Annotated in this window: 10 protein-coding genes and 1 pseudogene; 7 read left to right on the top strand and 4 right to left on the bottom strand. The window is 68.1% G+C overall.

The features are described from left to right. Positions 1-234 precede the first annotated feature (234 nt). A complete protein-coding gene (gene rpmG, locus OG844_RS02535) occupies positions 235-399 on the top strand; it encodes a 50S ribosomal protein L33 (protein ID WP_406387813.1) in 165 nt (54 codons plus the stop codon). Positions 400-447: 48 nt separating this feature from the next. Beyond that, the gene (locus OG844_RS02530) at positions 448-708 is read left to right on the top strand and encodes a type B 50S ribosomal protein L31 (protein WP_406387811.1); all 261 of its coding nucleotides are present in this window, start codon (positions 448-450) and stop codon (positions 706-708) included. Positions 709-944: 236 nt separating this feature from the next. Here OG844_RS02530 and OG844_RS02525 read toward each other — a convergent pair whose 3' ends face one another. After that, positions 945-1,445, bottom strand: a complete 501-nt coding sequence (locus OG844_RS02525) for a tetratricopeptide repeat protein (RefSeq protein ID WP_406387810.1) — start codon at positions 1,443-1,445, stop codon at positions 945-947. Between the two features lie 61 nt (positions 1,446-1,506). On the opposite strand from OG844_RS02525, the gene OG844_RS02520 reads away from it, so the two are divergent. Further along, complete coding sequence (locus OG844_RS02520; protein WP_406387809.1) at positions 1,507-2,340, top strand: VanZ family protein; 834 nt, start codon at positions 1,507-1,509, stop codon at positions 2,338-2,340. On the opposite strand, the gene OG844_RS02515 is transcribed toward OG844_RS02520, so the two are convergent. Together OG844_RS02515 and OG844_RS02510 are read right to left on the bottom strand one after the other, a co-directional pair. Then, complete coding sequence (locus OG844_RS02515) at positions 2,337-4,088, bottom strand: glycoside hydrolase family 6 protein (RefSeq protein WP_406387808.1); 1,752 nt, start codon at positions 4,086-4,088, stop codon at positions 2,337-2,339. The genes OG844_RS02520 and OG844_RS02515 overlap by 4 nt on opposite strands. Before the next feature lie 15 nt (positions 4,089-4,103). Continuing rightward, positions 4,104-5,385: pseudogene (locus OG844_RS02510) on the bottom strand (cellulase family glycosylhydrolase). 379 nt (positions 5,386-5,764) lie between these two features. Here OG844_RS02510 and OG844_RS02505 point away from each other — a divergent pair. Continuing rightward, positions 5,765-8,605, top strand: a complete 2,841-nt coding sequence (locus OG844_RS02505; protein ID WP_406387806.1) for a glycoside hydrolase family 48 protein — start codon at positions 5,765-5,767, stop codon at positions 8,603-8,605. An 85-nt stretch (positions 8,606-8,690) separates the two neighbouring features. Here OG844_RS02505 and OG844_RS02500 read toward each other — a convergent pair whose 3' ends face one another. Next, positions 8,691-9,890 carry a 4-hydroxybenzoate 3-monooxygenase gene (locus tag OG844_RS02500; protein ID WP_406387805.1) on the bottom strand — a complete coding sequence of 400 codons (1,200 nt, stop codon included), beginning with the start codon at positions 9,888-9,890 and terminating at the stop codon, positions 8,691-8,693. A 240-nt stretch (positions 9,891-10,130) separates the two neighbouring features. On the opposite strand from OG844_RS02500, the gene OG844_RS02495 reads away from it, so the two are divergent. From OG844_RS02495 to OG844_RS02485, 3 genes are all read left to right on the top strand, one after another. Further along, on the top strand, positions 10,131-10,949 hold the full coding sequence (locus OG844_RS02495; protein ID WP_406387803.1) for a DUF4389 domain-containing protein: 819 nt from the start codon (positions 10,131-10,133) through the stop codon (positions 10,947-10,949). Between the two features lie 89 nt (positions 10,950-11,038). Continuing rightward, the gene (locus tag OG844_RS02490; protein WP_406387802.1) at positions 11,039-11,749 is read left to right on the top strand and encodes a DUF4230 domain-containing protein; all 711 of its coding nucleotides are present in this window, start codon (positions 11,039-11,041) and stop codon (positions 11,747-11,749) included. Between the two features lie 106 nt (positions 11,750-11,855). Further along, a complete protein-coding gene (locus OG844_RS02485; protein WP_406387801.1) occupies positions 11,856-12,296 on the top strand; it encodes a nuclear transport factor 2 family protein in 441 nt (146 codons plus the stop codon). The last annotated feature ends 72 nt before the right edge of the window (positions 12,297-12,368 follow it).

The raw sequence follows: 12,368 nt of genomic DNA, 5'->3' as shown, positions 1-12,368 counted from the left end.
GAGCCGTTGGATCAGTGATGCCGCTGCGGTCCGGGGTCCTGTCCGGCGCCCGGTCCGAGGAGGCGCCGCCGGTGGTGTCCGCGGCGATGGACAAGTGTGCGTCGGGCAGGTGTTCCGACGGGCGGATCGGTTCCCGGGAATGCGGGTGGCCCTGGCCGCGTTACCCGACCAGAACGAAAACGATACCCATTCCCATTACGGGGAGGGGGTCGGTGCTCTCGTCTGGAGGTGCCCATGGCACGCAGTGAGGTCAGGCCGGTCATCACCCTCCGGTCCACGGCCGGAACCGGCCACAGCTATGTGACACGCAAGAACCGCCGCAACAGCCCCGACCGGCTCGAGCTGCGCAAGTACGACCCGGCCGCGGGAGCGCACGTCCTCTTCCGTGAGGTTCGCTGACCGCTCACGCCGCCCGGCAGGACCCTTGTCCGTGAGGAAGGAACGCCCATGAAGTCCAGCATCCATCCCGTATCCCGTCCCGTGGTCTTCCGTGACATCGCCGCCGGAACGGCCTTCCTGACCCGCTCGACCGCGGATGCCGAGCGACGCGTCGAGTGGGAGGACGGCAACACGTATCCGGTCATCGACGTGGAGACCTCGTCGGCCAGTCATCCCTTCTACACCGGTACGCGCCAGGTGCTGGACGCGGCCGGTCGTATCGAACAGTTCCGGCGCCGCTTCGGCGCGGCCGGAGACGTCAAGGGCTGACATCGTCCCTGGTGAGCATGGTGTGGATCACATGTGCGGCTGCCGATTCCCGGGAACGGCCCTCGGTGGTTTATCGTTCATATATACGTGGGACCGAGCGGGCCGCGCCCGCGCGCGGCGACCGAGATTCGCACCCCGTACACAAGCCGCCCCGGCTGGATTCCCCCGATCCGGCCGGGGCTCCTTTTTGCTCCCGGGCTGCTGCGAGCGGTCCGCCGGCTGCCCACGGGTCGGGTTCACATCGTCTGGTTGAGGTCCGTCGCGTAGTGCTCGATGGCGGGCCGGTACCTCCGCACTCCGGGGCTGTCACTCGTCTCCGCGACGAGGCGCAACAGAATCTGCATGGCTTCGTGATGCTCGCCGGTGTTGAACAGTGCCATGGAGAGGAACGTCCGCAGCGCGCCGTCGTCCGGGAACTCCGACACACCGCGGCGCAGCGTCTCGACGGCCTGCCCGAACCTGCCCAGCACCCGGTAGGTGCTCCCGAGCCCGAGCAGCGCTCCCCGGCGGTCCTCCTCACGGAGGGCGTCGCCCTGGAGGCAGCGCTCGTAGTACGGGACGGCCTCGGCCTCGAGGCCGAGCACATCGTGGACCCAGGCGGTGTGATAGGCCACGTCCACGGCATCGGGATAGTCGGCGGTGAGGGAGAGCAGGCGTTCCCTGGCCTGTTCGGGGTGGCCCTGTTCACGCAGCCGCACGGCCTGCGCCAGCAGCTCGTTCTTGTCCGATGCGCTCATGTCCACATCGTCGCACCCGACTCCGGGTGTGGCTGTCAGGGTTGGGGGCATCCGTTCCGCCATGACTGTAGAGGCGAATCGTAGTGCACAACACCGAAGCTGGGGCCGTCTTGCGCTGCGCGTGTTGGTGCTGATCGCGGCATTTCTGAGCCTTGTGGCGTTCTCCGTCGTCCTGGCGAAGGTGACGCTGACCCCCTCGCCGGCGTCCGAGGGCATCGTCACCTCGAACCTGCAGCCGGGGCGGTCGCTGCGGCAGTACGCGCAGGACTACACCTTCCTGGCCGCGTGCAAACAGGCGGGAGGCAACCTTCTGCTCGGCGCGCCCTTCGGTGTCCTGCTGCCGATCCTGGTGCCGCGTCGGCTGCGCATGATCCGGATGATCCTGCTGACCGGGCTGGTCATGGCGGTCGTCGAACTCACGCAGGGGGCGCTCGTCGCCGGGCGGGCCTTCGACGTCGACGACGTGATCCTCAATACGAGCGGCGCTCTGCTCGGCTACGCGCTGGTGGGCCGGCGGATCAGCCGTCGCTACCACGCCCTTTCCGACGTGCCGCCCGTGGAGGACACTGCCAGGACGAAGCCTACGAGGAAGGCCGCGGACCGGACAGGGGCAAAGAGCAAGCCGGGCACCAAGAGCAAGGCCGGTGCCAGGACCGGTGCGGGCAACAAGGCCGGTATCAGGACGAAGGTCGGTGCCGGTGCCGGTGCCGGTGCCGGTGCGAAGAGGGGTATCAGGAACAGGTCCGGGTCCGCCAAGGCGGTTCCCGCCAAGGTCTCTTCCGGCCGGAGAGCGTCCGCGTCGGCCGCCCGCGGACGCGCCCTCATCGGCCGGATGTGGAGCCGTCGGCCGGGCCCGGGCGGGGGAGCGTCCGGAACCGGCCGACGTGGAAACTAGAGCGCCGGGTGGGCGTTCTTCATGAGCTCCTGGAACTGGGCGGAGAACCAGTGTCCGGAAACCGGGGCGTTGCCCAGCGCTCCGGACGGGTTGTTGCCGTTGCGTGCGTTACCGCCATAGGCCGGGTCGCACATCCCGTCGAATCCCTTGCCCTCGTCGTTCGGGATCGCCTTGCTGGAGCCGTCGGACTCACCCGGCGGCTTCATCCAGACGTACGCGTCGATCCCGGCTGCGGGGGCGGCCTTCGGCCGTTCGCCGAGACCGGCTCCGGCCTGGTTGCACCAGTTGCCCAGGTGGATGCGCCGGTCGTAACGGCCACCGTCCACGTAGGTGTCGACGCTGGTGGACGCACCCGGTCCGGTCGGCCGCTGCGTGCCGCCCCAGCCGTTGCGCGAGGTGTCGATCAGCATGCCGATGTCGGAGTTGAAGCCGACCGAGATGAGCTTTTGGCGGAAGGCCTGAGCGTAGGACTGCTCGTCTGTGTAGCGGTTCCAGTCGACCCACTTCGACTGACGCACGGACGTGCCGTTGACGGAGTCGCCGATGGAGAAGTTGTCCTCCTTCGTCGCGCCGTAGTTGGCCGTGTTGGTGATGAAGCCGTGTACGTCGTTGACGGTCGCGCCCTCGGTCGTCGCCGCCACCTTGAAGATGTCGGCGGTCGCGCCGAAGTTGTCGTCCCAGCCGATCCAGCCGTGGTGCCCCGCGTCGATGTAGTTGTAGACGTTGGGCACGTCACCGAGCTTGTTCAGCGCGTAGCCGACGCCCTTCTGGTAGTTGCCGTTGGCCTTCATCACGTCGCAGGCAGGGGTCGCGGTGGGGCGGCTGCCGGTATTGGTCACGAGGTTCGGCAGCGAGTCGATCTCGACCGTGGTGACGATGCGCAGCCCCGCGTACTTCGCGTCGCCGAGGATCGCCGCGATCGGGTCGATGTACTCCGTCTTGTAGCGGCCGATCTCCGTGGGGCCGAGCTCACCGTTGGAGGCGAGCGCCGAGCAGTCACGCCCGGGCAGGTTGTAGATGACGAGCTGGACGACGAGTTCGCCTGAGCCCTTCTGCGTCAGAGCCGCGTCCAGATGGTCGCGCAGGCCCATTCCGTCGTTGGCGCCCTCGATCGCGGCGATCCGGTCGAGCCAGACACCCGTGGGCTGGTTGGATACCCGGGTGCCACCCGGCTCCGCGGCGGCCTTCGCCGACCACTCCGGGTTCACATAGACCTTCGCGCCCTCGTACGGGTTGTTGACACGGCTGCCCGCCGGAGGATCGGTGGGCGGATCCGTGGGGTCCGGCGGGTCGGTCGGCTCCGTGGACCCGTTGCAGGTGACGCCGTTCAGCTTGAAGGTCGCGGGAACGGCACTGTTTCCGTTGCCCGTGGCGTTGAACCCGAAGGAGGTGGAGGCTCCGGAGGCGAGTGTGCCGTTGTAGGAGACGTTCTTGGCGGTGACGGCAGCGCCGCTCTGCGTCACGGTGGCGTTCCAGCCCTGGCTGACCTTCTCGCCGCCGGCGAAGGACCATTCGAGCTGCCAGGTGGAGATGGCGGCACCCGTGTTCGTCACGCTCACGGCGGCCGTGAGTCCGCCGTTCCACTGGTTCTGGATCTTGTAGTCGACGGTGCATCCCGCCGCCGCGGCAGCCGAGGCCCCGAAGGGTGCTGCCGCCGCTGCGGAGCCGGCGGCTGCGGCGACAAGTGCTCCCGCCGCTATGAGTGCTGTTCGTGATCGGCGCATGGTGGTGCGGCTCGTGCGGCTCATACGAATTCCGTTTCCTCAACTGTCGAGGGCGCGCAGATGATCGCGCAGCCCGATTCCGTACGGGGTGGGGGTACCGTCGTAGTCGCTGATCAAGGACGGGCCCGTGAAGCTGTCCCCGGGGTTCCGGGTCCATCCGAGCTGGGAGAGCCCGCGGTCGTCGAACCACTGCATGACCCCGCCGGCACAGCCGTGGGAGCAGGTGTTCTCGCCGATCTCGTCTGCGACGAGGGGGACATCGGCGGCGACCGGTGCGAGCGGGGAGTTCCAGCAGTCCTCGTTCGCACAGAGGTTGACTTGTAGACATGCCAGGCCTCGGCGAGATTGCCCGCCGGGTCCTGGGGCCGGTGCCGGAGCTGCCGTCCCGCCGGCAGGTCCGGGCCTGCTCGACCGCGGGAGCAGCGGTCGTGGCAGGGCTCGTTGAATAGATCGAACACCACGGTCGGATCGTCCTTGAGAGCCGAGGCGACCGAGGGCCAGAAGTCCGGTGTACAGCGGGAGTTGTGCATCGGCTTCCCGCAACTGGCGTGCGCGTCGGAGCAGTCCGCCGGGCTTCCGGTGTACTGCCCCCAGGTCCAGTGCGGTTCGACCGTGGTTGTCATGCCGTGCTCCCCGACCCGTCGGCCAGGTCCTTCACGGCGCTGATGGAGTTCTCGCCCGCACCTCGCGGGTCTATCGTGTCCAGGCCCAGCCGGCACTCCTCGTTCAAAGGGATTCGGACGGTGTTGGCGTTCCGGTCGGCGATCGCCTGTACGGAGGCGTCGTCGACCGGGCCGTCGTGGATGCCACGGCCCTGCGCGCCCATGAGTTCGCCGCCGGAGCGGTTGACGCCGAGGATGCGGCGGGTCGCGCCGTTCTCGTCGACGAGCTGATTGCCGGAGACCTTCGGTCGGGGCGGTTCCCCGGCAGGGGCGGGCGGTTCGGCCGGATCAGTGGGATCGGTCGGATCCGGGTCCGGATCCGCTGTGCAGAGCGTGCCGTTGAGCCCGAACGCACCGGGTGTGGACCCGGACCCCGCACCGGACGCCAGGAAGCCGGAGATGACCCTCGCGCCGTTCGCGAGTGCTCCGTTCCAGCCCTCGCTCGCCGTAGTGACGGCACTGCTCGCTGCACCCAGGTCGGTGAGCGTGACGGATCCCTGGAAGCCGCCGTCCCGCTGACTCACAGTGCTGTGTTCCACCGTGCATGCGGGGGCGGATCCGGAGGCCGTCACCATGGGTGCGGCAACCAGGCCGGCCGTGGCGAGCACTGCTCCGAGGAGCAGCCTGAACAGGTGCGATAGGTGCGGGGGGTGTCGCATGAGCGACTCCTTGCAGATCGGGCGCGCCCCCTACGGCACGTCGACTGATGGAACCGCTCCCACTGGTGTGGCTTGACGTTAGAGCGTCAAGTGGTGTCGGTCAACACACCTGTTCTCATCTCTTGCTATCGAATTAATTCGACTCTTCAAGTCTCTTGACTCTCTTTTTCCTCGTCCCCATGCTGGGAGCGCTCCCACTGGTTCAAGGCTTGTGTTCAACCCCGCTTGCCCCCCATGTCGCCGAGCCGCGAGGAGGAACCCGCGCATGCCATCGGGAAGCGCACGAAGAACATGGTTACGAAGAAGATCCGCCAGAACTGGAGTCGGATCCAGACGGTTGTGGACGGCATTCGTCGTCACACTCGCTCTTCCACTGGGCATGACCGCCGCTGCGAACACCCCGGCCCAGGCCGCGGCCGTCGAGTGCAGCGTCGACTACAAGGCCAATGACTGGGGATCCGGTTTCAGCGCCGAGCTCACCGTCACCAACCGGGGCTCCGCCGCGATCAACGGCTGGACCCTGAGTTACGCCTACACGGGAAACCAGCAGCTCACCAACGGCTGGAACGGCACCTGGTCCCAGTCCGGGAAGACCGTCACGGTCAAGAACGCCGCCTGGAACGGTGGCATCGCCGCCGGGGCCGCGGTCTCCACGGGCGCACAGTTCAGCTACAGCGGCACCAACGCCGCCCCGACCGCCTTCTCCGTCAACGGCACGGTCTGTGCGGGCGCCCACAAGGCACCGATCACCGTTCTCACCTCTCCGGCGGCGGGCGCCGTCTTCACCGCCGGCGATTCCGTACCACTGGCCGCCACCGCGGCGGCGGCGGACGGGGCGGGGATCAGCAAGGTCGAGTTCTACGACAACACGACGCTGTTGGGCACCGACACCACGTCCCCCTACACCTACAGCGCCGCAGGTCTGTCCGCGGGGAGCCATTCGGTCTACGCGAGGGCGTACGACAGTCTCGGAGCCTCGGCCGAGTCGACGCCTGCGGGCATCACTGTCCGCTCCGGTCCGGCAGTTGTTGCCACGCCTGCCCAACTGGGAGTCCAGCAGGGCAAGTCGGGGACGTTCAACGTCGCGCTCTCCACCGCGCCGACGTCTGCGGTCACTGTCGGGGTGGCCAGGACAGCAGGCAACTCCGGTCTCGCCGTCACCGCCGGCGCGAGCCTCAGCTTCACTCCGTCGAACTGGTCCACGGCCCAGAAGGTGACCGTTTCGGCCGACGCCTCCGGTACGGGAGCCGCGACGTTCACCGTGACAGCCCCCGGCCACAGCAAGGCCGAGGTCACCGTCACCCAGCTGGCCGCGGCGAAGGAGTACGACGCGCGCTTCCTCGAGCTGTACGGGAAGATCACCGACCCGGCGAACGGCTACTTCTCGCCGGAAGGTATTCCGTACCACTCCGTCGAGACTCTGATAGTCGAGGCCCCCGACCAGGGGCACGAGACGACATCGGAGGCCTACAGCTATCTGATCTGGCTGCAGGCGATGTACGGGAAGCTCACCGGGGACTGGACGAAGTTCAACGGTGCGTGGGCCACCATGGAGAAGTACATGATCCCCACCCACGCCGACCAGCCCACGAACTCCTTCTACAACGCCTCGAAGCCCGCCACCTACGCGCCCGAGCACGACACCCCGAACGAGTACCCGGCGGTACTCGACGGATCGGCGGCCTCCGGATCGGACCCGATCGCGGCCGAGCTGAAGAGCGCGTACGGCACCGACGACATCTACGGCATGCACTGGATCCAGGACGTCGACAACGTCTACGGATACGGCAACACGCCCGGAGGGAAGTGCTCGGCCGGTCCCACCGAGACCGGACCGTCGTACATCAACACCTTCCAGCGCGGACCGCAGGAGTCGGTATGGGAGACCGTCACCCACCCGACCTGCGACAACTTCACCTACGGCGGCGACAGCGGCTATCTGGACCTCTTCACCGGGGACGCCTCGTACGCCAAGCAGTGGAAGTTCACCAACGCTCCGGACGCGGACGCCCGTGCCGTGCAGGCCGCTTACTGGGCCGATGTCTGGGCCAAGGAGCAGGGCAAGGCGAGCGAGGTCGCGGCGACCGTCGGCAAGGCGGCGAAGATGGGTGACTATCTGCGCTACTCGATGTTCGACAAGTACTTCAAGAAGATCGGCAACTGCGTCGGTCCGACCGCCTGCCCGGCCGGAAGCGGCAAGGACAGCGCGCACTACCTGATGTCCTGGTACTACGCCTGGGGCGGTGCCACCGACACCTCGGCGGGCTGGTCCTGGCGCATCGGTTCCAGCCACGCCCACGGCGGATACCAGAACCCGATGGCCGCCTACGCCCTGAGTGCGTCGGCCGGCCTCAAGCCCAAGTCGGCTACGGGGCAGCAGGACTGGGCCAAGAGCCTGGACCGGCAGCTGGACTTCTATCAGTGGCTGCAGTCGGACGAGGGTGCCATCGCGGGCGGTGCGACCAACAGCTGGAAGGGCAGTTACGCCCAGCCGCCGGCCGGTACGCCGACCTTCTACGGCATGTACTACGACGAGAAGCCCGTCTACCACGACCCGCCGTCCAACCAGTGGTTCGGCTTCCAGGCGTGGTCGATGGAACGCGTCGCCGAGTACTACCACGAGTCGGGTGACGCCCAGGCCAAGGCCGTGCTCGACAAGTGGGTCGACTGGGCCCTGTCCGAGACGACCATCAACCCGGACGGCACCTACCTCATGCCGTCCACCCTCAAGTGGTCGGGCGCGCCCGACACCTGGAACGCGTCAAGTCCCGGTGCCAACGACAGACTTCACGTGACCGTCGCCGACTACACCAACGACGTCGGGGTGGCAGGGGCCTACGCCAGGACCCTTACCTACTACGCCGCCAAGTCCGGTGACACCGAGGCGAAGGCAACGGCCGAGGCACTGCTCGACGGCATGTGGGGGCACTACCAGGACGACGCAGGTGTGGCGGTGCCGGAGACCCGGGCCGACTACAACCGGTTCGACGACCCGGTGTACGTCCCCAGCGGCTGGACGGGCGCCATGCCCAACGGCGACACCGTCAACAACGACTCGACCTTCCTCTCCATCCGCTCCTTCTACGAGGACGACCCGAACTGGCCCAAGGTGCAGGCGTATCTGGACGGCGGAGCAGCGCCGGTCTTCACCTACCACCGGTTCTGGGCACAGGCCGACATCGCACTGGCTCTGGGGGCGTATGCCGACCTTCTGGAGTGAGTGACCCGGCGCCATGAGATCCCGGCGCCATGAGGTCCAGGCACCATGAGGTCCCGGTCGTCGGCCGTCCAGCCGACGGCCGGGATCACGCCCACCCGGGAAAGTGGCCCGTGTAGTTCTCGGCGAACTCCGCAGCCGCATGCGGCGAGTCCGCGATCCTGTGCAGCTGCGCGAGCTGGAGACGGGCCTCGAATGCGCTCTGTGCCGGATCGGTGTGGAGCGTCGTCGTCATGACGTACGAGAAGTGCTCGGCCCGCCACACGCGTCGCAGGCACGTCTCGGAGTAGGCGTCGAGCAGCTCGGAGGAGCCGGTCCGTTCCAGCTGGGCGAACGCACGGGCGAGGACCACGACATCGGCGGCGGCGAGGTTCAGCCCCTTCGCGCCGGTGGGCGGCACGATGTGCGCCGCGTCCCCGGCGAGGAACACCCGGCCGTGGCTCATGGGCTCGGTGACCTGACTGCGCATCGGCAGCACGGACTTGGCCGTGATCGGCCCCCGTTCCAGCTTCCGGCTGCCCGCCGAGGCCAGCCGGACGTCGAGCTCGTCCCAGATCCTGTCGTCGGACCAGGCGGCGGGGTCCTCCCCGTTCGGCACCTGGAGGTACAGTCGGCTCACGGCAGGCGAACGCATGCTGGCAAGGGCGAATCCACGCGATGAGTGCGCGTAGACCAACTCGTCGTACACCGGGGGAGCATCGGCCAGGATGCCCAGCCAGGAGTAGGGATAGGCCCGGGAGTACGACCGCAGTACGCCCTCGGGGACGGACCGACGGGTCACACCGTGGAAGCCGTCGCAGCCGACCACGTAGTCGCACTGCAGCGTCCGCTCGGTGCCCCCGTGCCGGTAGGCGATCACCGGCCGGTCCGCACCCGACACCGACACCGCCTCCGCCTCGAACAGCAGCGGTGGGCCCTCGGCGAGCTGCAGGGCGATCAGATCCTTGACGACCTCCGTCTGCGCGTACACCCACACGCGGCTGCCACCCGTCAGCGACGGGAAGTCCACGCGGTGGGACCGGCCGTCGAAGCGCAGCTCGATGCCGTCGTGCGCGATGCCCTCCCGGTCCAGACGCGCACCGGCCCCGCTCGCACGCAGGGCGTCGACGGCACTCTGCTCCAGGATCCCGGCCCGCTGACGCTGCTCGGCGTACGAGCGGTCACGGCTCTCCAGGACCACACAGTCGACGCCGTGCCCGTGCAGCAGCCTGGCCAGGAGCAGCCCCGCCGGGCCAGCCCCCACGATGCCGACACGGGTACGACGGGGGAGGGATGAGGCGGTGTCCACGGATGTCTTCCCTTCACGAACGGGTTCGGTGCCGCTCACGTACGAAGACTCGCCGCTGAGGAGGAGGACGACAAGAGTGGCGGTCGGCGCGGACCGCGCGCACCGCTGTCCGGTGGGGCGGCGGATCCGGCGGCACCCGTTCGGGCCCCGGCCGATTGCCGGGCAGGCGCCACGCGCCCAGCGTGGGAACGAGGCCGTGCGTGCCGACGCCGTACGGATCACCGGCCGAGGAGAAGCGACATGGCTGACGGACAGTGGAGCCCGGGGCGGACCGCGGGGCATCCGGAGGAATTCCTGCCCGTCCTGGACGTCAACGAGCCGACGCGCCAGCGCCGGCTCACCGTTCTGCTGCGACTTCTCCTGCTGATTCCGCACTTCATCGTGCTGTTCTTCCTGCACGTCGCCGCCGTGCTCACCGTGATCGTCGGCTGGTTCGCCGCCCTGGTCCTGGGACGGCTGCCGGAGCCGGTCTTCCGCTTCCTCGCCGGATATCTCGGCTACCGCATGCGGGTGGCCGCATCCGAGATGCTGCTGATCGACCGGTACCCGCCGTTCGCCCTCACCCCGCCGCCCGACTACCCCGTGCAGATCGAGGTCCGGCCCACCGACCTGAACCGCCTCGCTGTGTTCTTCCGGCTGCTCCTGATGATCCCGGCAGCCGTCGTCCAGAGCCTCGCCATGTCCGGCTGGTGGATGCTGTCGTTCGTCTGGTGGCTGATCACGCTGATCCTGGGCCGGATGCCGCGGCCCCTCATGGAAGCGACAGCGGCGACCCTGCGCTTTCAGATGCGCTTCATCGCCTACGCGCTGATGCTCACCCCCGCCTACCCCAAGGGACTCTTCGGCGACGAGGACCTCTCCGTCGGCCAGCGGTACGCTCGCACGCTCACCAGGCCGCTGATCATGAGCGGGGCGGGGAAGGCCCTGGTGGTGCTCTTCCTCGTCCTCGGGATCATCGGCGGCATCACGGCATCGTTGACCACGCCGGAGGACGGCGACAGCGGCGACTACGGCATGCACCGCCAGCAGGCCGCGCGAGACGGCATCCTCCTGGTGTGACCGCGGCATGACTCGACCGCCCGTACAGGAATTGGCGTAGTCGTGGAGCCGGGTGGACTGAAAGCGCCGGGCCGGGTCACACGGAAGGGATGACGTCCACAGGCGTAAGGACAGACAGTGCCGGAGAACCCGACGGCAGGAGCGCCCGCCGCCCCGCCCGTAGGCGTGGGTGCCTGACAGCAGTCGGCCTGTGTGCCGCAGCGGTCGTCCTGCTGCTCCTCGGCACCCGGCTCAGCCTGCTGCCGGGGCTCGGCGACGTATTCGGCGAGGAGACCACGGACCGTTCGGGCCCCGCGGTCCTCAAGTCGATCCAGGACATGAGCGCGTACGAGGCGGCCTCCGGCAACTTCCAGGTCGTCGTCGACCTGGAGAAGGACGCCAAGTTCCTGCCCGACGCCATACGTGGAACCCGGACCCTCTACGTGGGCGCGGGCACCGTGGGCGCCTTCGTGGACCTCGGCAAGGTCACGGAGAACGGCGTCGTCGTGAACGAGGACCGCACCACGGCCGAACTCCGGCTGCCGCACGCCGTGCTGGGCAAGCCCGCACTGGATCCGGACCGCTCCTACGCCGTGTCCAAACAGCGCGGACTCCTCGACCGGCTCGGTGACTTCTTCTCCGACAACCCCGGAAGCGAGCAGGCGGTGAACAAGCTGGCCGCCAAGCACATCGGCGCGGCGGCCAAGGAGAGCGGGCTCACCCAGCGAGCGGAGAAGAACACCACCTCCATGCTCCAGGGGCTGCTCGGCTCACTCGGATTCGACACGGTCACCGTGCGCTACATCGACCCGCCGGCCTGAGTCGCCCCCTGATTCGTCCCCCCGCCCGCAGCCGCGAGAGCGGCTGCGGCATAATCAACAAACTGATCATTCACATTGTTGAGCAAGGAGAGTCGGGGAGATGTCCATGACTGCTGCCGAAACCACGGAGCGCTTCCGAACCGCCGTCGAGAAGAGTGATCTCGCGGCACTGGACGATCTGTTCACCGAGAACGTCCGCTTCTTCAGCCCGGTGAAGTTCACCCCCTTCGAGGGCAAGGCGATGGTCCTCGGACTCTTCGGCGTGCTCCTGCGCACGTTCGAGGACTTCCGCTACATCGGACAGTTCGAGGGCGAGGCGCTGACCAGCGCGGACGACGTCCAGGTCCCCTCGGAGATCCTGCTCTTCAAGGCGTCCGTGAGCGGCAAGGAGATTCACGGGATCGACCTGCTCCAGTTCGACGGGGAGGGCAGGATCCAGGAGTTCACCGTGATGGTCCGCCCGCTGTCCGCAGTCCAGTCCCTGAGCGCGGCGGTTCTCGCGGGACTTGTGGCGGACGGGCTCGTACCGGATCCGGCCGGCAGCTGAGGGACCGGGCCCCGGCACCGAATTCCGGTGTCCGGGGCCCCGGAGGCATGGCATGAGCAGGTTTGCCGGAAC

The sequence above is a fragment of the Streptomyces sp. NBC_00887 genome (genome assembly GCF_045207585.1).
Note: the sequence above shows the minus strand (reverse complement) of the source record. Positions and strands in the feature narration are given on the sequence as shown.